The sequence below is a fragment of the Tunicatimonas pelagia genome, assembly GCF_030506325.1.
Taxonomy (GTDB): domain Bacteria; phylum Bacteroidota; class Bacteroidia; order Cytophagales; family Cyclobacteriaceae; genus Tunicatimonas; species Tunicatimonas pelagia.
This window is the reverse complement of record NZ_CP120683.1, coordinates 4,717,889-4,739,650: the sequence shown is the minus strand read 5'-3', so window position 1 is coordinate 4,739,650 and position 21,762 is coordinate 4,717,889. Positions and strand designations below refer to the sequence as shown.

The following is a 21,762-nucleotide window of genomic DNA, read 5'->3' as shown; positions in this document are numbered from 1 at the left end:
AAATTTATAATTTGCAATTCTTATTAACCAGTAGCAATTTAATAATTGAGCCATTGAACCATCCAACCAAATTTGACCTCATGAAAACCTACCATCTCATTTTTTTCTTTATCAGTATTGCCCTGTCCTGCGTGGGGCAAGAATCCGTTCTCAATGCTGAGTTGCAGATTGAAAATGCCGTACTGGCTGCTCCGGAAGACTTGCGATCAGAGGCAATGGTATACGGCTTTGATGGAGACGGTAATCTCGTAACACTACGCGAGGGCAGCAACGATATGGTATGTATTGCCGATGACCCCAGCCGGAAAGGGTTCAGTGCATCTTGCTATCACCGCGATTTGGAACCCTTTATGCAACGAGGCCGCGACCTGAGAAAAGAAGGAAAGTCTACCCAAGAAATATTCGATATGCGAGAAAACGAAGTAAAAGCCGGCAGTCTCAATATGCCCGCAGACCCTACTACGTTATACGTACTCAGTGCCCCAGAAGGTCGCTACAACGCTGAAACCGGCGAAGTAACCGAACCGGACTTTCGCTACGTGGTGTACATTCCTTACGCGACTGCCGCCAGCACTGGCCTACCCCTCAGTCCCGAAGCTCCCGGAATGCCCTGGATTATGGACCCCGGCACCCATCGAGCCCACATTATGATTAATCCGCCTAAAAAAGAGGAAAGGTAGAAGTGTGAGATGTGAAAGTTAACAGAAATCCGGAGACCGGGATTCAAAATCAATCTTTTCCGAAGTCAACAAGCTGGGTCTCATAATTTAAGGACAGTGGACTATTTTCTTAGTAATCAGCCACTTTGAGTAAGTACTATATCTTCTGAAAGATTTTAGCATCAAGATCAATAATGTGATACTTGCTTTTATCAATCAGCGGTACCAGCGCATCGTAGAAACCAATAATCAGGTACCCACCATCGTTGAGATGCTGGTGGAAGCGCTGAAGCAAGTTGATTTTAGCCTGATTGTCAAAATAGATCATCACATTACGGCAAAAGATAATATCGAACTGACCGGGCGGTGGTTCACTAATTAGGTTATGATGACGAAAATCTACGTGCTTAATCAGCTCGCTATTCATCGCTCCGTCGGTACCATCTTTTTGATAATATTTCTCAAACGTCCCTAGCGGGTTATATTCCCGATAATTCTTTTCGTATTCCGCCAGCTTTAAATGATGATACTTGCCTTGTTGGGCTCCGGCGATGGCAGCATCGCTAATATCGGTAGCTATTGCCTTACTCTGAGAGAGCAGGTTACTTTCCTGAAGTACAATGCCCATTGAGTACACCTCTTCACCCGAGGAGCATCCGGCATGCCATATATTGATTCTGTTTTTAGTCGCCAGACTATTCAGAATATCCTTTTTCAGTGCTTTCCACAGTACCGGATCCCGAAACATAGCAGTAAGCCCTACCGATATTTCATCCATAAACCGATGCACAAACATCTGATCCTTTAGTAGTTTCACCCAAAGGTTATGCACTGTCTCCAGCTTAAGCACACTGATGCAGCGGTCTACTCTTCGTTTGAGGGAGGACGGTTCATAACAAGTAAAATCAATACCGTATCGGCGCAATATGGCCTGGGTTAATGATTTTAACTCTTCGTCGGTAATTTGAGTAGCCGGCATAAATTACTAATTAGCAATGACTGGGGTTTCCAACAGCACTAGAATTATTTTAGTCTGTTTATCCGCTAGGTTATTTATCCCAATAAACCTACCCTGAAAATGCTTTTCTTCACCATTCTGGGTTAGCAATGTTAGATTATGGGTAGAGTGCTCATGAATATTATCTAGCGAAGGTAAGCTGCACTGAGGTGCCAGTAAATCTTTCAGGTGTTTTCGGGAAATAGCCAAGCGCTTGTAACCAAAAGCATCCAAGAAGCGCTGATTGGCTTTCTTTAGTTTACCCTGATTATTCATTTCTAAGGTTAACACTGCACTGTTGAGAGCCTTCACTGTGCTATCCAGCTCCTGTTGCTTTTCTTTCTCATGCGTAGTAAACTGGGCAAACATGACGATTCGGTGCAGGTCTCCTTCCAGGTTAAATATTGGGTTGTAAGTACCATTCAGCCACAATTCCTGACCATCTTGTCCCTTAAGCCGAAACTCACCGGAGAAAAAGGTCCCCTCCTTTAAGTTGTCCCACATCATTTGAACCTGAGGCTTTCCTTTTTCATCATCTGGTACCAGAAACTCGTACGACTGTCCTTTTATGTCTTTTTTAGTGAACCCACTTACCTTCAGAAACATGTCATTAGCTTTCAGTATTTTTCCCTGAGGATCAAACTCAACTACCGCATTCGATTTACTGATCGCCTCCAATTTATAAGTGTAATCTAAGGTAGCCTCTTTAATCTTGGTTACATCCGCCTGAATGGAGATAAACCGCTCTACCTCACCTGCTTTATTTTTTACTGGGTTAATCATGAGTGATATCCAGTAGCTTTTTCCCTGCTTGGTGTAGTTGAGTATTTCTTCGTAAAAAGGCACTCCTCTTCTAAGCAATTTCCCAATACGCTTTACTGTTTTTTGGTCGGTATTAGGCCCTTGTAATACTTCCCCGGGCCGTAGCCACATCACCTCATCTGCCTGATAGCCGGTAAGCTTCGTAAAGCCACCATTCACGTATTCTATTTGTCCGTATTTATTGGCAATAATTACGGAGTTATCGGTGTTATCCGCCACTAGCGACAATTTCTCTAACACCAGTTTCTTCTTGGTGATATCGGTGCCTAGCAGTAAGATCTTTTCTATTTCGCCCGATGGTGACCGTACTGGAGAAAGAGAGGCATTTATCCACTTTTCTTCTTGATCGCCCATTTTCAGCAAAAAGTCATCGGCCAAACTTGCGCCCGAAGCCAGCTCTTTCCACAATTCTGGATTCTCCCGCTCAGCCTTTGCTAAAATTCCACGCCTATATTCCAGATCTTCCGAGTGTATGCCAAGTAGCTCCGTGAAATTCTGATTGGCGGTCATCAACCGACCGTCTAAATAGAAGTAACCGACCAGCAGCGTAGCATCCATCGCCTTAAAAATCCCTTCCAACTCCGCCTGCTTGTCTTGCATTCTTTGCTGTGCTGAATAAAGCTCCTCTAAGTAGTCCCGCATCATTTCCTCGCGGCCCTGTAGTTCTTCAGCTAGCTTCTGGGAGCTTTCCAGCATCTGTTGAGTACGAACACTCCCCCGAACAATAGTGAGGGTAGATGCCATGCTTTCACATACTTTGCCTAAAAAATCCAGTTGGTGCTCCTCAAAGGGTTTAAACGAGGCCAACTCAACTACGCCCCTTACTCTTTCCTGAAACACCAGTGGATAAATTACTACTGCTCGCGGAGTTGCTTCCCCTAACCCAGACGTAATGGTTACGTAGTCTGGTGGCACCTTAGTAAGAATAATTGGTTTACGCTCCAGGGCACACTGACCAATTAACCCATGCCCTAATTCCACTTTCTTTTCAACGTATCGTTTCTTTTGGTAGGCATAGTACGCTTGCAATTCCAGAAAAGGCTCCTTGTCTTCTTCTTCTTCGTTAAGAATAAATAAGCCACCCTGATTAGCATTCAAGTACTTCGATAGATTCTGAATTACCTGATAGCTAAGTTCCGGTAAATCTTCGGTGTATTCTCGCAGTATCTCTGAGAAATGGGCGAGCCCTTCGGCCACCCAGCGGTGCTGTTTCTCCTGCTGGCGGTAATTAGTAAACGCCGTACGAGCACTTACTAGCGCTTGCCCGAGGTACTCCTCCGCGCTAAGATGCATCAGTTTAGTAGTGTCTTCTTCTTTTTCTAGTGCGTTAATAAAAACTGTAGCCTCCTCCATTTTATCATACACTTTATCAATCATCTGCTGACCAATTGCTTGATGATCGGCACTACTCAGGGGAGGTTGGCCATTGGCTAGCTGAGTAAGGGATTTTTGCAACTCACCCTGCTGACGAAGCAGTTGAAATAACATCAGTAGAAGACAGGTAACTAGTACACCACCACTTACTCCAACCCACAGACCTTTGTAAGGAATTTCCAGCAATAAAATACTGACTTGTACTAACCAAATAGTAGCGGTTAGCAGAGCTACGTACTTAAATTTTTGAGTGGACACTAAAAACTTCATAATGATAATCTCTAAACATTGGGAAGCCGACGGTACTGATGTAGTGTATTAACCTGTTCTTTGATACGATCCACGAAGTTTTGGTGGAATTTCCAGAAGAAACGGGGCTGAAGGGCAGTGTTTTGCTCAAACGAGAATCGGGTATTGGCGAACAGGAAGATATTGCTATCCACTGAATCGGTGAAGTTACTGAGTACCGTAAGTTGTATCTCCTCAGCAGTGCCCTCTACTAATTTGGGTACATCACCGTAGATATTTACTTGCAATACGTTGGATGCCTCCGTAATTACCGCAGCCGAAATTATGTTGTCCAGCTCTTTTAGAATAGCCTCTTGCATTGTGTGTCGCTCTTCGGGTGAGCCGCCCGGAGGAAGACAAGTATTAAACATAGCTTGGCGCTCTGATTCGGTAAGCAACAAAAAGCTTTCTCCTTGTATGTCGCCAATAATTTTGGTGGTAATCAATGTGAGGTTCCCTTTCTCCTTTATTGAGAAATATTTCTCAGTAAATTTTGATATGGTTATGCCGGAGGTCTCTATCATTACTTGTTGCTGAGCAACGCCAGAAAATGACCGGGCAGCACTTACGTAGCCAGCTTCAATAATTTCTTGGGCTAGCTGTTTTTCAGGTAGAGTAAGTATTGACATTTGCTATTCAGGATAAAGCCCCCGCTTGGCGATGGGCAGTTTGAAAGATAAAACTTATGATAGCCGGTACGTGTAAGACCAAACAAACATTACCATTTCCCAGAATAGTAACTCCGCTAATAAATTGTACCTGATCTACGGGTTGGTTGAGCGGTTTTTCTACGATCTCTTTTCGTTGAAGGAGCTTGTCAACCACCAACCCTATGGTGTGGTTGCCTCCCGAAACGACAATGATCTCTAGTTGCGATTCATCGTGAAGCTGTTCCCAGCTTTGCCGAAGGTCTTCGGGTTGGGGAGCCGACACCCCCGGAGGCAGAGACAATATATCTTTTAAAAAAACCAGCGATACCGTTTTTCCCTGATAGGTAAACGCTAGTCCCCGCCCTACTTTGTGCACCTCAGCGCGATAGAGCGACACCACCGCTTCGGTGTAAGGCAGTGGAATAGCGTATTCTGTTTGATTGGCCTCAAACAGTAAGGTTCCTTTCACCGCCATTGATGAGGGCAGCGATAAACGAATACAGGTTCCTTCGCCTGCCTTGCTATGCACGATAACTTTACCGCTTACTGAGTCTAATGCTTTTTTTACTACGTCCATCCCTACGCCTCGCCCGGAGATAGCGTTAATTTGCTCGTTAGTAGAAAAGCCCGGTTCAAAGATTAGCATGGTTATCTCTTCATCAGACATGGTAGCGGCTTGCTCCGATGAGATCAACCCTCGCTCAATGCCTCGCTCTCGCACTTTCTCAACATTTACTCCACTGCCATCATCAATAATCTCTATAACCACCCCATCGTTTTCATTACTGGCTTTCAGCGTCACTGTACCTTGGGGCTCCTTTCCGAGCTGCTTCCGGGCATCGGGTTGTTCAATGCCGTGGGCAATACAGTTTCGCACCAGATGAATTAGCGAATCACTGATAATTTGAAGAATATTTCGATCTATTTCGGTATCGGTTCCCTCTAGTTTGAGGGTAACTTCTTTCTTCTCCGAAGTGGCCGCATCGCGTACTACCCGATGAAATTTGTTAAACAGAAAACCTACCTGCACCAGCCGTACATCCATTACGGAATACTGTAAGTCAGAGGATATGCGATTAAGACGGGAATACTCGTTGGCTCCGGTGAGTTCAGCGTGCGAGGCAATAATCCGGTCGCGCTCAATAATCAGCTCACCCACTAGGTTGAGCAAATTATCGAGTTTGCGTACTGGCACTTGCACTAAATCTGAGAACACAATTTTATTCTCAGTCGGTTGTTCTTGAGGTTCTGGCATTGAGCTCTCCACCCCCTTTTCCTCAGTAGCCGTTTTTGAAGCCATCTTTTTCGCTACCGCTTGCGTTGGTTCAGATGTTGAAGTGGCTACCTCATCTTTGAGGGTTGAATCTTCCTTGGTTAGTTCGCTAGCAGTAGCTGTCTTTTTCTTGTTTTGAGCTGTGCTTTTTTTACGCGGTTTTCGGGTTTTCTTGGGAGATGCTGCGACTGGATTTACTGACTTGGCTGGTTCTTCTGGTTTTTCTTCAACCTCCTTTTTTTCTTTAACTTCCTCACCCGGAGAAGCATTCGCCTGCCGACAGATTACTTCTAACTTGGTTTTAATGCCTTTGTAAGCCACTTTTGAGCCATCGCTCAATGATCGAATAAGTGCGCCCAGGGTGTCGATAGCCTTAAAGAGCGCGGTGAACATATCAGGATTCAGCTTCAGCCGCTGTTCCCTCACTTCCCCGAACAGTGTCTCGAGGGTATGCCCCAGTTCCGCAATACGCTCAAAGCCCATTCCGGCAGCATTCCCCTTCAAAGTGTGGGTGATCCGAAAAATAGCATTAATCGCCGATTGATCGTCCGGCTTTTTTTCCAGTTGGGTAATTAGTCGGTTAAGCTCCTCGTGGTTTTCGAGGGCTTCTGCCAAAAATAGTTCTCTATACTCGTTTTCCTTGCTCATTCCTACTGGTTTAGTACTACTTATGCCAAACAGCTTACTACGAAGCCGGGGATTTCTTTTAAGGCTAATACCTGATTGATTACTTTATGATCTATCGCACTTTTGGGCATACCAAATACCACCGAAGACTTTTCATCCTGAGCAATGGTGAATCCGCGCTGCTGCTGAATTGCCTGAAGCCCTTTGGTACCATCTCTTCCCATACCTGTGAGTACAATACCAATCAGTTTTTTTCCGTACACTTCGGCTAGCGACATAAATAATCCATCTATTGAGGGGAAGTTAAACTCCCGATACTTTTTCCGAGTAAAGCTAAAAATAGGCCGATTGGTGTGAGAATCCAGGATTACGTGGCTGTTCTTATGGCCCGGAAGCACGTAAACTGTGCCCCCTTCTGGCTCCTCTCCTTGTTGAGCTAGCTTTACCCTCAGCGGGATAACTCGGTCGAGGCGTTTGGCAAACGAGCGCAGAAACTGCTCAGGCATATGCTGGGCAATAATTACCGGAATATTGAGATTGGCGGGTAGGCCGTTGAGTAATTGTTCAATAGCTACTGGCCCGCCGGTAGAAGCTCCAATGGCAATTGCTTCGTAGCGCAGTTGCTCATCAAAACTATGCTCAAACGTATTTTTCTCGCCCCGGGCTCCGGCAAGTTTGCCTAACGACACTCCTGCTGCAACCTTCACCATCTCGTTAAGGGGGAACTGCTGCTGTTTGGCCAGCTTGGTTACTTCTTCTTTGTTGAGGAAATCAAAAGCTCCCGCCAATAGTGCTTCAAATACTTTGGGGTCTTCTTTTTCTAATGAACTTAACAAGATTACGGGCTTAGGATTATTTTGCATTACATTCTTTACCACGGCCAGCCCGTCGCTTTCGGGCATTACCATATCGGTAATAATCACATCGGGCCGAAGTTGTCGGATCTTTTCAAGACCTTTGAGGCCATTAGAAGCGGTTCCCAGTAACTCGATGGAGGGGTCACTTTTCAAGAGGTCGCTTAAGATAATTCGCATGAACCCCGAGTCCTCAATCAGCAAGGTAGTTGTCTTGTGAGGAGGCATACCGCGAGCGAATTAAAGTTTATTCAATACATCAAGCAGCTTTTCTGAGGTAAAGGGCTTCACAATATATTCTTTAGCTCCTAAGCGCATTCCTTCTTCTATTACTGACTCTTGCCCTACCGCACTAATCATTACCACCTGAGAGGGCAGCTCCTCTTCGTGGTATACTTTTAGAATATCCGTACCGATCATGTCGGGAAGAATATTATCTAGCGTGATAATATCGGGTTGCATTTCCAGCGCTAGGTCAATGGCTTCTTCACCATTAGCGGCTTCTCCTACCACCTCAAACCCACCCTCAGCAATTGAGTTTTTTATGAGGGTTCTCATGTACAACGAATCGTCTACAATAAGTACTTTCTTTGCCATTATTTTAAGTTTAATGATTGATAATAATGATTAGTGAATGATGATTAATGAATGATGACTTATTGGACTTCATTACTCATTCGTCATCAATCATTATTCGTTTGTTATTGCTTCAGAAGTAAGTGTTTGGCTAATTTCTTTATCCTGCATTACCGCAAATACATCAATCAGGATAACCAGTTTTTTATCTACCTTAACAATGCCTTTAATGTACTGCCGTCCTTCCTGACTACCCTGCATAATGCTAGCGGTATCTTCAATATCACTGGTAGATACGGTGAGGGTATTAGGTACTTCTTTTACCAGAATACCTACATTCAGTTGCGAGCTGGCTACTACCAACGTATAGTTAGAAGAAGACTCATCTGCATCAGATTTTTGGGTTTGCAAGCCAAATTTTTCTCTTAAATCGACAATAGCCAGAATATTACCCCGAATGTTGGCCACCCCTTTAATATAAGAGGGTACCTGAGGCATAGGGGTGATATTAGGAGTAAAGACCACTTCTTTAATCTGATCGATGGTAATCCCGTACTCTTCTTCGCCCAATTTGAAAACAATGAGTTGCTGACGGGCACCGTTATCAACGGCCTCTTCCGCTTGCCTGGGTTCTAATTCCGTAGCTTCCATAGTGGTTTCGTTACAGATAATGATTTTATGATTGACGAAGCTTGAACTTGCTTACTCCTTTTTGTAATTCTTCGGCCACACTAGAAAGCTGATTACTAGCCTCAGTAATTTCCCCTACGCTGCCGTTCAGGTCTTGCGATGAAGTAGCTACTTCTTCGGTACCTGCAGCGGTTTCTTCGGCGACTACTACAATTTGCTCAATATTTTTGGCTACATCGTCAATAAAAGATTTCTGACCGGAAGTAGCCTCCTGAATCTCTTTCGCGTAGCTAAGCGTGTTGGTACTGGCATCAGAAATTTCAGAAAAAATGGTGGAGGCTTCTTTAGTGGCACCGCTGCCGTCTTCCACACTTACCTGCATAGTTTCTATCGCCTTACTGGCCGACTGCGTATCTTTCTGCACATCGCTGATAATTTTTTCAATATCAATGGCCGAACGTCGGGAGTCTTCGGCTAACTTTCGAATTTCTTCGGCTACTACGGCAAAGCCTCGTCCGGCATCACCAGCGCGAGCAGCTTCTATAGCTGCGTTGAGCGCCAATAGGTTCGTTTGGGAAGCGATGTCGGAGATGACGTTAAGTGTACGCCCAATCTCTTCAGCTCGCTCGGTCAGCACGTTGATAGACTCCGTGGTCACGTTGGCCGACGAACGAATACCATCCATATTTTCCACCAAATTCTTTACAATCAGCAACCCATTTTCGCAGCTTTGCTGCCCTTGGTCGGCCGTTTGGTAAATGCTATTGGCTTTTTGCTCCATATCATTGGCGCTAGACAGTACCTGATCTACCAGCTTAGATGATTCATCGGTTCGCTGGGCTTGGTCTTGCGCCCCTTTAGACATCTGGGAAATAGCTGAGGCAACCTCGCTAGTATTGTCGCGGATATTTTTACTTCTCTCCAGTAAATTATTGGCTGATTCGCCCACCCGATCAGCATTTTTGCCAATACTACCCAGTAGGCCATTCAAATTTTCCATTGCCACGTTGAGTGCATCACCCATTTCCTGAACGTATCCTTCAGCCGTTATTTCAAACTTTTGGGTGAGATCACCTTGAGCCATACTCGAGATTAAGTCCCGAACCTGAAGTACTGGTTCTTTTACTTTGGTAATATCTGTGGCAATCTTAATCACCTTCACTATCCGCCCCGCATTATCTCTCACGGGGGTATAAGAAGCACTTAGCCAAACTCTTTGGCCATCCTTCCGCACCCGCTCAAACTCTCCGGCACTGATGTTTCCTTGGTTTAACTCGCTCCAGAAATTTCCGTATTCATCGCTATTAGCGTACTCTGGAGTACAAAAAATTCGGTGGTGCTTACCTTCAACTTCGCTGGCACTAGCGTAACCAACTGCCCGAAGAAAATTCTCATTAGCGGAAATAATTGTGCCATCTAGTTCAAACTCAATAGACGCCCACCCAGTGTCTACCGCGCGCTGTATTTGCTCTGCCTTTTCCTTGGCAACCTTCTCTTGGGTAATATCTTTAATAAAAGCAGTGTACTGTAGTGCGTCACCTACCTTTACTTTGCTAAGTGATAAGTTACCCCAAAACTTGCTTCCGTCTTTACGAACCATCTCCAAGTTGCGCCCTTGCCCCACTACCTTATTCTCCCCCGTAGTCATATTAGACTCTACGTATTGATCGTGGTTACCCCGGTGCTCCATCGGTACAATCATCTTCACGTTTTGCCCAAGCACCTCTTCCCGGCTGTAACCAAACATTTGTTCAGCCGCCTTATTGTAAAAAGTTACGATTTTATCCGAATTGATTGTGACTACAGAATCTACTGCTTGTTCCAGCACCTCTTCGCTCCGTTTCTGTGCCTGTTCCAGCTCTTGTTGTATTGCCTGACCTTTTTTCAGGGTCTCAGTCATTTTTTTCAGATCAGCCTCTAGCTTGGATTTGTGCTTTTTTAATTGATCTAGCTCGGTATTCGTTTGGGTTTCACCAGACTTAGTAGTTGTAGAAGTTTTTTGAGCTGTCTTCATTTACCTGTGATGTTTAGGGTAATTATCCGATAAGTTGTTAGCACACTAATGCCTATTTTCCAAAGATGATACCTTCGTTTTCATCAACCTACCGAGAATGCTTACTTTCATGGAGTCTGTATGATTTGTGTATCTTCTACCTTATCTCGACCAATTTATATAACTTTTAAAATGTTTTTTTAAATAAAACAGGAAGGTGATTACTAAATCTGATAGCACGATTTTGATTTCTGAAATTTGTAACCTTCTGAGAATAGGTATTTTTACCTTATTGAGCACCACAAAAAGATATTTGGAATAAAAATTAACTGATAAGTATCTAATTTTCAGATACATACGTTTGAATAGTGGCATGCAATGCTAATCAACCATTCTTACTGGATGACTAAATTGAAGACCATTGAGTAATTTCTACTCGTAACCCATGCTAAATGCAATAGTACTTTACCGAGAAAAGCCAAAAATGGGGTAGGTATGCTCTCTAAAAGTAATATTTACTGGCTATATCTATTTTTAGGGCGGATCAGCGTGGTAATGCTAACATTAGTTACTTAAATTATGGTAAGTGGAGCAAATGTTAGACAGAGATATTATCTGCTCTAGTTCGGATTAATTATCCTTTTTCCGAGTAAAATGAGTAGATATTATCGCTCCTAACTTCGTAAAAAACAATTGTTTAAATCCATCTTCTTACTCGCTGTCGGTATCGTTCGCATTCTTCACCATAATTATGAGTAAGTGCCGTATAAAAACTGCATCCGGCTATCAGAGAAGGAGGCCACCCAGTTACTGCACCCGGTTGTAAGGTTTCAACGGGTAAACTACGTAATGCAAAGACAGCACCCGTTTCATCTTATACTACCCCCCCAAGTTGGTATACTAAATCTGACAATTAGGAGATGCTGTGTACAAAAGCGATTTTAAATTCCGGCAAATAAGGTATGGCTCTCTTGATAATCAGGAATGTGGACGTTGGGCCACCCGGCATCTTCCAGGCTTTTTTGCATTACCTGAGCACTATCTATCTCACCATGCACCAGAAAAGTTCGCTTAGGATGCTCCTTGAGCGTATTCACCCAACGTAGCAGTTCGCTTTTATCCGCGTGAGCCGACAGCCCATCAATGCGGCGCACCTGCATCTTGAGCGGTACGTTTTGCCCGAAAATACGGATGGTTTCTTCCTGGTCGAGAATACGTCGGCCTCGGGTTCCCTTAGCTTGGTAGCCTACGAACAGAATAGTATCCTCGGGCCGATCTAAACGACGAACTAGGTGGTGCAGCACCCGACCTCCGGTACACATGCCGCTAGAAGAAACGATGATGGCATTCTTCCGAATCTCATTAATACTTTGTGATGCAGGAACACTGCGATAGTAGTTAAAAAACTCGTAGTCGAAAATAGATTCGCTGTACTGTAAGTCTTGATCGCGCAGTTTGTGGTAGGTAAAGAAACGTTTGTAAAGATTAGTGACGTTAATCGCCATCGGGCTATCAAGATACACGGGTACTTTCGGTATTTTGCCCGCTTCCATCAATGTCTTTAAATAGTACATAACCGTTTGGGTGCGCCCCACCGCAAACGCGGGAATTAGTAGACAGCCACCCCGATCCATTGCTTCGTTTACTACCTGAGCAAATTCTTCGGTAGGATCTTCCGACAGGTTCTCCCGATCGCCGTAGGTGGATTCTACCAACAAAACATCGGTTTGAGTCATTGATACCGGATCGCGCAACACAGGTTGGTTGTACCTCCCTAAGTCACCGGAAAAAATAATCGTTTTACTTTGCGACTCTCCCCGCACGTTCAGTTCTACCCATCCGGCACCCAAAATATGTCCGGCATTGTGAAACTTCAACCGGATATCGTCACGCAAATAAATATCCTCGTCAAACTCATGGGGTTCAAACAGTCGGAAAGTATTCTCTGCATCTTCGGTAGTGTACAGTGGCTGGGGTGGCTTATGCTTAGAATATCCCTTTTTTCTTGCCCACTCAGCTTCTTCTTCCTGAAGTTTAGCTGAGTCGAGCAGCATAATACGCGCTAGTTCGGCGGTAGCCGTGGTGCAGTAGATGGGGCCGTCGTACCCTTCTTTCACCAGCCTAGGTAAGTAGCCAATGTGGTCAATGTGGGAATGAGAAATCACGAGTGCTTCTACTTCAGATACATTCATCGGAAATGGGTCCCAGTTACGCTGCCGGAGCTTCTTCAGCCCCTGAAACAGACCGCAATCCATCAGTACCTGAAAGTCGTCAAAGTGCAGTAAATGCTTGGAGCCAGTTACCGATTGGGCTGCCCCAAGAAATTGGATAGAAACGTTCATTGGTGTAGTTTTAGCTGTTTATTTATCAACCCCAAACGCTCTTAGGTGTTTGGAACAAGTGCCGTAAAGCACCTATCATGAAACCTAAACGTAAACTTACCCTATCCATCATGGGGATTATCGTAGTTATCAGTGTACTCTATTGGGTATTTTATACTCCTAATTTAGCGGATGATGAAGTGGCTTACGTACTGGCCGGGGGATTGACCTCTCGAAGTGCGGTAGTATCTTTCAATACCTATCGGCCCGCCAAAGTACGGGTGCAAGTAAGTACCGAAGCCATCACTTTCGCCAATTCCCACTATTCAGCTTATACCGAAACCATCGCTGAAAATTATAATACGAGTAAAGTTCTGCTGGATAGCCTTCAGCCGGACACCCAGTATTATTATCGCCTGGAAATTAATGATACAATTGATGCTTTTGAAGGCTACAGCGGTACATTTACCACTCCGAAGGATGGCGCATTTTCGTATAAAGTGGCTTTTGGCTCCTGCATGGTAACCGGCTCAAATAGCGATATTTTTGAGCAGATTGCTCGCGAAGACCCATTACTGTTTATCAGCACCGGCGATTTGCACTACGAAAATATTAACCGCAACTGCGAAGCTAACTTCATCCAAGCTTACTACCGTGTATTTAGTTCTTCGGCTCAATCTAAACTCTACCGCAGCACGGCTTTTGCCTACATGTGGGATGACCACGACTACGGCAATAATAATAGCGACGCTTCGTCAGCCTGCCAGCAGGACGCAATTGCTGCCTACCGCGATTTCATTCCCCACTACCCTTTGGCTTTTCAGGAAGATAAGGCCCCTATCTCCCAGACTTTCTCGCTGGGCCGGGTTCGCTTTATATTAACTGATTTGCGCTCCCAAAAAGTAAAGCCGGAGTACGACGGTTGCGAACGGACTAAAGTGGGAACAAATTTCGGGTCGGAAGCCCATATGAAATGGTTTCAGGATCAGATGTTATTGGCTAAAGACTCCGGGCAGGTGGTAGTATGGTTATCGGGCATCCCGTACATTAACCACGAAGGTGGGCCAAACTATGATTGCGACGAAGATGACGACTGGGGAGGTTTTCCGGAAGAACGGCAGGCGATTGCTAACTTTGTAAAGGAACACCAAATTCCGATCAGCATTATATGCGGAGATGCCCACATGGTAGCAATGGACGATGGTTCTAACAGCGATTACGCTGAAGGCGGGGGCGCACCTATTCCCGTATTTCATGCTGCCCCAATTGATCGTTACGGTTCCTACAAGGGTGGCCCCTACTCCAAAGGATATCGATCGAGAAGCGGGCAGTACGGAACCATTGAAGTAGAGGACAACGGTGGCAATGAAGTATGCCTAACCTGGACAGCGAAGGATAAAAACGGTAACGTAGTACAAAGCAACACCGAACAGGAGCTTAGCTATCAATTTTGCCTACCGATTTCTTCGGATAGTTGATGGGGGGGACTGTTCAGTGGCTCGATGGTTCAATTGTTAAATGGTTACGAAAAATTGCAAATTCCAGGTTATAATTATTGTTCTCCATTAGTCATTATTCATCAATCATTCGTCATCACCCCTGCTTCAAGCTTTTTCTTTTACTAATGAATAACCAAAAGGTCTGAAAGTAGTATATAGAATTGTTGTTATTACAAATTTTTTAAAACTATAGAATTTATGCTTTTTGAATCTTTTACACTAGGCAATATTGAATTGCAAAATCGAGCGGTAATGGCTCCCTTGACCCGAAACCGGGCTACCAATAATATTCCCAATGACTTAATGGCGGAATACTACGGACAGCGTAGCGGAGCCGGACTAATTATTACCGAAGGAACAGCTCCATCTCCCAATGCCCTGGGCTATCCCAGAATTCCGGGAGCTTTCTCAGCAGAGCAAACCGAAGGCTGGAAGAAAGTTACGCAAGCAGTCCACCAAGGTGGGGCAAAGATGTTCATGCAGTTAATGCATACTGGGCGAGTAGGCCATCCGTATAATTTGCCCGAGGGCGCCGAAGTTGTAGGTACCACTACCACTCCAGTACAGGGAGAAATGTATACCGATGAAAAAGGCCCGCAGCCTTACCCCGCTGCCCGACTGATGAATGAGTCAGACATTCAAGCCGCGATGCAGTCGTATGTGACCAGCGCGAAAAACGCTATTGAAGCTGGTTTTGACGGCGTAGAACTACACGCAGCCAATGGCTACTTGATTGAGCAGTTTCTGAATGCCAATGTAAACGTGCTGGATAATGATTATAACGGTTCTCATGAAGCTCGCTCCAAATTTGCCCTGGAAGTAGCCCAAGCCGTAATTAACGCTATCGGTGCCGAACGAACAGGTATTCGACTATCACCCTACGGTGTTTTCAATGATACCGGAGCATTTGAGGGTATAGAGGAAGCCTACGAATATTTAGCTCAGGAATTAGGCAAATTAAACTTAGCCTATACTCATATTGTGGATCATTCGCCGATGGGGGCACCAGAAGTACCCCGCTCGATTAAAGAGAAAATTCGTGACGCTTTTGGTGGAACTATTATCATTAGCGGAGGCTACGACCACGAACGAGCTGAGCAGGATCTACAGGATGGTTTGGGCCACTTGGTGGCTTTCGGCCGGCCGTTTCTGGCGAACCCCGATTTGGTACACCGGATGAAAGAAGGTGCCGAACTACAGCAGCCTAATCAAGATACCTTTTACACTCCAGGGCCAGAAGGGTATACTGATTATCCGACGCTAGAAGAAGCCGAAGCGACTGAATAATTATTATCATATGGGAACATCATTAATGAGGTTCCTACAAATTACGTTTCTATTCGTAAACCGCCAGGGTATTTTCCTTACTAAGGATATAAGGCGTTGCCAAAATACGCATTCTTTCAGCTTCAGGCCGCCACTCTACTCCGGCACCCCACAAAAAGCTAGTTTGATGCTGTTTCGGAAATGTTCGGCTAGCTACTTTGGTAAGTTTTAATTCCGGTTCCAGGCTAATTAAAAACAGCTACCTTACGGGATTATAGGCAGCTACTTTTTGCATTTCTTGATTAGCTTATACGCCCAATCGTAGTGACTGGCAGTGGCCGATATTAAATACGCTCCCAGCGAAGTACTACCTGTCCACTTATACCGCTTTTTCTCAAAAAGCTCTTTGCCCGAATGTTGCTCAATTACTTTTTCCACCTTTGCATGAGATTGTTTCAGTTTCTGCTGAACTTCTGATAGAACCATTTTCCGGTACTTTTCCCATATTTTTCTATTGAGTTCTGGGGTAGTTTTCCAGGTATAGCCCGGGGCAGGTATGGCTGGTTTCTCACCTTTTGTGCCTACTTCATACCAATCTAAAAACATTAGGTGCCAGTGGTGTAAATGAGCTAATACATCCCGAATGTTGCGGTTCATGGTTCCCCCAGGGAATTCAGCTTGCTGCTCTTCCGACGAGAAAGCAGCTACGTAATCGTTTAGTTTTTTAAAATTCTCCTGACTTTGTTTTTGCAGTTCCGGTTTTGTTTTAGGTCTCGGCATAGCGTAAATGGTATATTTTGTGGAGGTCTTTCAGATGACGTCTTAGATGAGCTACTACAATTTCCAAATGCTCCGGTCGGCTGTAGTCGCGGGTGCCTCTTTTGTAAGGAATACGTTGCACTTCCGTATTAAAAATATGCTCCTCAATCAACTGCTGGGCAATATTCAATCGAGCAATAAGCTCATCAATAGAAAACAGACGGTTTGCCTCTACTCCTAACTGATTTACTTCCGATAATTTGCCTTTCAACGGGTTGGGCTTTCGGCCTTCGGATACATCAGCCAAGTTACGGGCAAAGCTTTCGTGCCAGCATACTAAGTGTCCCAAAATGTCTTTGGCCGACCACAGGGCGTATACCATTGTAGTAAAATTCAAATCCTGCTGGTAGAAAGCAATGACTTCATTCACTTTCTTTTGCAAAGCAAGTAAGTGCTCGGCTATCTCAGGCTGGTGGTGGGCTGTACTCTTGGTAGACATAAGAGTGGTGTTCTTGCCTACTATTGTTTACGATAAAGTAGGCCGCCCAGATGTCCTATTAGTCTACATTTTTTTGAAAAACTAACTGGCGGGAGATGAGCTCTAAAGCGCACAAATGATGCATGTTATTACGGGGATAAACGCAGCCACAATCAATATCTACCACTGGGTTTTGCTCCATACGCTCTACATTTTGGATTACCTGCTGCGTAGGCTGAGGAGTATGACCGTGCACCACAATGCGACCATTGAGCCAAGCATGGTTAATATGCGTCTGTCCGCGCGTCCAGAGCATTGCCTCTTTATCTTGCAGCGGATCAGGCACCGCAAAATTTAGTCCGGCGTGTACCAAAATGTAGTTACCTACCTCAAAATAATGATCCATGTTGGCAATAAACTCAATGTAGTGCTCGCTAATTTCGTGTGGCTTTACTGCCCGAAAGCTTCGAAGCGTTTCGCCACCCCCCACATACTTCTTCCAATGGCGCGCTGCCTTGGTTCCAGAATTATGCACAGCGTGCAACATCATGATCTCGTGGTTACCCAGTAGACAGTGTACTTTGTGCTTAGACTGGCTAAGCTGCATTACTAATTCTAATACGCCTTTGCTATCGGGACCTCGGTCTACATAGTCGCCCAGCAGATAAAGAGCATCACTACGGTTAAAACCAATGCGCTGGAGCAACGCTTCAAAGGTTTTAACACAGCCATGAATATCAGTAATTACCCATTGCTTCATATGGTATCTTACGCCTTGCTTGGTAGTAAATTACTCTTAAAGGTAGAAGTTTTTCCTTCAGTTAAGTAGAGAATATCTTCTTATAGGCTGGTTTCCGATACAGAAACTGCAACCCCAGTACCGGATAAAGAAGAAAATCCATGAGCAGGAAGGGCGAGCGGAAGTGAATATCATCTACAATCTGACTCCCCGAACCTCGTTTAAGCACCCGATGATGGTGTTTCCAGTATTTTAGAAAGAAGGGTAGCTTCACACCTTCATCAATAAAGTACCACTCCTGCTCTGTTTCTCCATCTTCGGTAATCAGGCTACGCCAGGTTTGGCGAAATAGCAAAAAATTAAGTTCTAGCTCTACCACATCACCTTCACTGGACCCATCGAATCGCTTAAGTTGTACCGGAGGGAAAGGCGGATTCAGTTTCAAAAACAAGTCTTCCGTAAACCCTCGCTTTACTGATTGATAATCTTGCTCCACAGAAGTTTGAATAGTCAGTCGCATAGTTGAGGTAACTTCTGCTACCCGCAGATAGTTTTGAAGCCGAACATCTTCCGTAGAAAGATCGTTGTGAACGTATGACTGTGATTATTGTCGGAACTAACCGCCGGGATGCCAACTCTCGAACCATTGCCGCTTATTACCAACGCCTTTTGAGCGATAAAGGGGAAACCAGTCAAATGCTAGATTTGATTGACCTACCGGCTGATTTTCTAACCACAGCCTTGTACGAAAACAATGGGCAAAATGAAAAATTCAATGCTTTTCGGCAGGTGCTGAAGGATAACAATCGCTTTGTGTTTATTGTGCCGGAATATAATGGTTCCTTCCCAGGCGTGCTTAAAGCTTTCATTGATGGGCTAGATTATCCCAGTAGCTTGGCCGGAAAAAAGGCTGCCTTAGTAGGAGTGGCGGCGGGAATGCACGGCGGGAATCTTGCCCTGAGCCACTTGACCGATGTACTGCACTACTTAGGAATGCAGGTATTGCCCCAGAAGCCCACCTTAGCGTTCATTCATAGTCATCTTTCTAACGAAGAGATTACAAACTCAGTTTACCAGCAACTGCTGGAGCAGCAAGCAGAAAAGTTAACTGCTGAAAAAACCAGTGATACCTTTCAGTGAAGCTACTTACACTTCCTTCCTTGCCAAGCAAAATAAATTGTCGTTGTACTCAATATAATTGTCTCGGCTTCGTCGGTTAACTTATATTCTATTGGCTATGAAAAAAGTTTTTAAGATGATCGGATTATCCGTTGGCGCGCTACTGTTGGTACTACTTATTGGAGGATTTATGTTCACTAAATTAAGCCCGGAATTCGGGGGTAAACCGACATCCAAACAGCAAGAATCATTTACCCAATTAGATCATTATAAGGACGGAACGTTCGTCAATCTGATTCCTACCTCAATGGATATGAGTTTTGGTAATATTCTTTCGGTAATACGAGATTACATCCAGGGCATTCCTAACGGGGTACCAGACTTTCTCCCCCCCGTTGAGTCGGTAGATTCTTTATCCTTAGTTGACCCAGCCGATGCTCCAACGCAGATTACCTGGTTCGGACATTCGGCGGTGCTGGTAGAAATAGATGGGCTGCGAGTTTTTCTCGACCCTATGCTGGGCAACGTTCCCGCTCCGCATCCGTGGCTGGGTGGCAGTCGGTTTAATGAGCAATTGCCTATCAGCATCGAGCAACTTCCCCCGATTGATGCGGTGCTCATCTCCCACGATCACTACGACCATCTGGACTATGGTTCGGTAAAGATGCTAAAAGAGAAGGTAAAAGATTTCTACGTTCCGTTAGGAGTGGGTGCTCATTTACGCCGCTGGGGCGTAGCTGAAGACGCTATTCACGAACTTAACTGGTGGGATGAAATTCAGCATGAAAATCTAAAGATAGTATTTACTCCCTCGCGTCACTTCTCTGGTCGCGGGATCACCGATCGTAACACTACCCTTTGGGGATCATGGATTATTCAGGGTAAAAATGACAATCTATATTTTAGTGGCGATGGCGGCTACGGCCCCCACTTTAGGGAGGTTGGTGAACGCTACGGCCCGTTTGATTTAGCTATGATGGAGTGTGGACAGTACGATGAACGCTGGGCGCAAATTCATATGATGCCCGAAGAATCGGCTCAAGCAGCGGTAGATGTGCAAGCCAAACGACTGATGCCTATCCACTGGGGAGCGTTCCGGCTCGCCCTGCACGCTTGGACTGATCCGGTAGAGCGGATAACAGTAAAGGCTCAGCAGTTACAAATACCCGTTACCACTCCCCAGATCGGCGAAACTTTTATAGTCAACTCACCTGACCTGCCATCTACTAGTTGGTGGAATCGTAATTAAAAAAGTTCTTGATGCCGATCCTGACGCTCAATCGCACGGCGACCGTCATCTGGTCTTGCTTCTTTAAGCTTTCGGCCAATAATTCTTCTATTCACGATTCGTTCCGTTCTTCATACTATTAGTCTACGTTATCGTGCAGGAAGCGGTTGTTGCTGACGATATTGTTGTCATCATCCAGCGAGTAGCGCGATATATTACGATCTTGGTGAGAAGGGACACTGTACAAGTGCACATTACGGCGCATGTAAGCCGGTTCGTTAAAATCTTCCTTCTTAAAATGATCTTGTTCGCTATCGGGCGCGCTAATGCTTTTTCGCCCCTGCAACTTCAGCTTTCGCTTATAGGCTTCCTCCATCAGCAGTCGCTTCTGCGAACTCATTTCGTGCATCAATTCTTCTTCTTCCTCCGGTTCATCTTGAATAGACTCGTAGGTAGGCTGAGGGTCATCCGCTATAAAGTTTTGCACCGGAGGCTCAAACCGATGCTCGGGAGCCGGTTCATTTGTATTGTTGCTCTCAGGTACCTTCTTATTAGTTTCCAGATCAATAATCTGCTTACTATCCTCCTCTGGCTCGCTTGAATCTTCTTGATCAAACCCAGTGGCAATCACAGTCACCATTACGCTTTCGCCTAATGTTTCATCAACCCCATGGCCAAAAATCATCTCCATCTCCTCACTGGCCTGATCCTGAATATACGAAGTAATAATGGTCAGCTCGTCCATCTGAATTTCCTTCTCCGTACCCGATTTAATCGATAGCAGAATGCGCTGCGCTCCGGTAATATTCACATTATCGAGCAAGGGAGAAGACAAGGCCATTTCGGCGGCTCGTTTGGCCCGATGGTCTCCATCTACTTTGGCTGAACCCATCACCGCTGCGCCGGAATTTGCCATTACGGTCTTTACATCTTCAAAATCTACGTTAATGTCACCCGGTAAGGTGATAATTTCCGCAATGCTTTTGGCTGCCGTCGTCAGCACATTATCGGCTTGGGCAAAAGCGTTAGACAGCGATAAGTTACTGTAGGTCTCCCGCAGTTTATCGTTTAAAATAACCAGCACGGTATCACAGCTTTCCCGCAGTTCAGCAATCCCTTCGTTCGCCAGTCGCATTTTCTTACGCCCCTCGAAGCTAAACGGAGAGGTAACAATGCCCACCGTTAAAATACCTAACTCCCGAGCCACTCGGGCAATTTCGGGAGCCGCTCCGGTTCCGGTTCCACCGCCCATTCCGGCCGTGATGAATAGCATCTTGGTATTATCGCTTAGTAAATCGCGAATATCTTCTTTGCTTTCAATAGCAGCTTCTTTGCCTTTTTCGGGATTCGCTCCCGCTCCCAGTCCTTCGGTGAGTCCTATGCCTATCTGAAGCTTGTTAGGAACCGGGCTGGTTTGTAAGGCCTGCACATCGGTATTGCAGACAATAAACTCTACATCCCGAATACCTTGGTTAAACATGTGGTTTACAGCATTACTACCTCCGCCTCCGACACCAATCACTTTGATGATAGACGGGTTCTGAGGCTGTAGATCGAAACTATATGTCTTATTCATAACGGTGGAGATTTGGGTAGTTTAGGGTTATACC

At 45.1% G+C, this 21,762-nt stretch carries 19 protein-coding genes; 5 read left to right on the top strand and 14 right to left on the bottom strand.

The features are described from left to right. Positions 1-80: 80 nt before the first annotated feature. Positions 81-680, top strand: coding sequence for a hypothetical protein (locus P0M28_RS20335; RefSeq protein ID WP_302204655.1), 600 nt, complete (start codon positions 81-83; stop codon positions 678-680). Between the two features lie 136 nt (positions 681-816). On the opposite strand, the gene P0M28_RS20330 is transcribed toward P0M28_RS20335, so the two are convergent. The 9 genes from P0M28_RS20330 to P0M28_RS20290 form a co-directional block, all read right to left on the bottom strand. After that, on the bottom strand, positions 817-1,638 hold the full coding sequence (locus P0M28_RS20330) for a CheR family methyltransferase (RefSeq protein WP_302204653.1): 822 nt from the start codon (positions 1,636-1,638) through the stop codon (positions 817-819). Between the two features lie 6 nt (positions 1,639-1,644). Next, positions 1,645-4,122 (bottom strand): PAS domain S-box protein, encoded by a 2,478-nt coding sequence (locus P0M28_RS20325; protein ID WP_302204651.1) that lies wholly within the window; start codon positions 4,120-4,122, stop codon positions 1,645-1,647. 11 nt (positions 4,123-4,133) lie between these two features. After that, positions 4,134-4,769, bottom strand: a complete 636-nt coding sequence (locus tag P0M28_RS20320) for a chemotaxis protein CheC (RefSeq protein WP_302204649.1) — start codon at positions 4,767-4,769, stop codon at positions 4,134-4,136. Positions 4,770-4,776: 7 nt separating this feature from the next. Next, entirely contained in the window at positions 4,777-6,711 is a 1,935-nt protein-coding gene (locus tag P0M28_RS20315) for a chemotaxis protein CheA (protein ID WP_302204647.1), read from the bottom strand. 20 nt (positions 6,712-6,731) lie between these two features. Beyond that, positions 6,732-7,772: a chemotaxis-specific protein-glutamate methyltransferase CheB gene (gene cheB / locus P0M28_RS20310; RefSeq protein ID WP_302204646.1), complete on the bottom strand. Its 1,041-nt coding sequence runs from the start codon at positions 7,770-7,772 to the stop codon at positions 6,732-6,734. Positions 7,773-7,784: 12 nt separating this feature from the next. Continuing rightward, positions 7,785-8,141, bottom strand: coding sequence for a response regulator (locus tag P0M28_RS20305; RefSeq protein ID WP_302204645.1), 357 nt, complete (start codon positions 8,139-8,141; stop codon positions 7,785-7,787). A gap of 93 nt (positions 8,142-8,234) precedes the next feature. Beyond that, complete coding sequence (locus P0M28_RS20300; RefSeq protein ID WP_302204644.1) at positions 8,235-8,771, bottom strand: chemotaxis protein CheW; 537 nt, start codon at positions 8,769-8,771, stop codon at positions 8,235-8,237. Between the two features lie 25 nt (positions 8,772-8,796). Further along, on the bottom strand, positions 8,797-10,764 hold the full coding sequence (locus tag P0M28_RS20295; protein ID WP_302204643.1) for a PAS domain S-box protein: 1,968 nt from the start codon (positions 10,762-10,764) through the stop codon (positions 8,797-8,799). A 920-nt stretch (positions 10,765-11,684) separates the two neighbouring features. Further along, positions 11,685-13,085: an MBL fold metallo-hydrolase RNA specificity domain-containing protein gene (locus P0M28_RS20290; protein WP_302204641.1), complete on the bottom strand. Its 1,401-nt coding sequence runs from the start codon at positions 13,083-13,085 to the stop codon at positions 11,685-11,687. Positions 13,086-13,162: 77 nt separating this feature from the next. Here P0M28_RS20290 and P0M28_RS20285 point away from each other — a divergent pair, with 77 nt between their 5' ends. Together P0M28_RS20285 and P0M28_RS20280 are read left to right on the top strand one after the other, a co-directional pair. Continuing rightward, the gene (locus tag P0M28_RS20285) at positions 13,163-14,542 is read left to right on the top strand and encodes an alkaline phosphatase D family protein (protein ID WP_302204640.1); all 1,380 of its coding nucleotides are present in this window, start codon (positions 13,163-13,165) and stop codon (positions 14,540-14,542) included. A gap of 219 nt (positions 14,543-14,761) precedes the next feature. After that, positions 14,762-15,850 carry an alkene reductase gene (locus P0M28_RS20280; protein ID WP_302204638.1) on the top strand — a complete coding sequence of 363 codons (1,089 nt, stop codon included), beginning with the start codon at positions 14,762-14,764 and terminating at the stop codon, positions 15,848-15,850. A 261-nt stretch (positions 15,851-16,111) separates the two neighbouring features. Here the strand turns inward: P0M28_RS20280 and P0M28_RS20275 are convergent, their stop codons facing one another. From P0M28_RS20275 to P0M28_RS20260, 4 genes are all read right to left on the bottom strand, one after another. Next, on the bottom strand, positions 16,112-16,609 hold the full coding sequence (locus tag P0M28_RS20275) for a ClbS/DfsB family four-helix bundle protein (protein WP_302204636.1): 498 nt from the start codon (positions 16,607-16,609) through the stop codon (positions 16,112-16,114). After that, a complete protein-coding gene (locus P0M28_RS20270; protein WP_302204634.1) occupies positions 16,596-17,087 on the bottom strand; it encodes a DinB family protein in 492 nt (163 codons plus the stop codon). Before P0M28_RS20270 ends, P0M28_RS20275 begins: the two co-directional genes overlap by 14 nt. A gap of 58 nt (positions 17,088-17,145) precedes the next feature. Next, entirely contained in the window at positions 17,146-17,826 is a 681-nt protein-coding gene (locus P0M28_RS20265) for a metallophosphoesterase family protein (protein ID WP_302204632.1), read from the bottom strand. 61 nt (positions 17,827-17,887) lie between these two features. Then, on the bottom strand, positions 17,888-18,325 hold the full coding sequence (locus tag P0M28_RS20260; protein ID WP_302204630.1) for an SRPBCC family protein: 438 nt from the start codon (positions 18,323-18,325) through the stop codon (positions 17,888-17,890). A gap of 74 nt (positions 18,326-18,399) precedes the next feature. Here P0M28_RS20260 and P0M28_RS20255 point away from each other — a divergent pair, with 74 nt between their 5' ends. Together P0M28_RS20255 and P0M28_RS20250 are read left to right on the top strand one after the other, a co-directional pair. Beyond that, the gene (locus P0M28_RS20255) at positions 18,400-18,945 is read left to right on the top strand and encodes an NADPH-dependent FMN reductase (RefSeq protein WP_302204629.1); all 546 of its coding nucleotides are present in this window, start codon (positions 18,400-18,402) and stop codon (positions 18,943-18,945) included. A gap of 97 nt (positions 18,946-19,042) precedes the next feature. Further along, the gene (locus P0M28_RS20250) at positions 19,043-20,173 is read left to right on the top strand and encodes an MBL fold metallo-hydrolase (protein WP_302204627.1); all 1,131 of its coding nucleotides are present in this window, start codon (positions 19,043-19,045) and stop codon (positions 20,171-20,173) included. Positions 20,174-20,291: 118 nt separating this feature from the next. Here P0M28_RS20250 and ftsZ read toward each other — a convergent pair whose 3' ends face one another. After that, positions 20,292-21,728, bottom strand: coding sequence for a cell division protein FtsZ (gene ftsZ, locus P0M28_RS20245; protein WP_302204626.1), 1,437 nt, complete (start codon positions 21,726-21,728; stop codon positions 20,292-20,294). Positions 21,729-21,762: the final 34 nt, after the last annotated feature.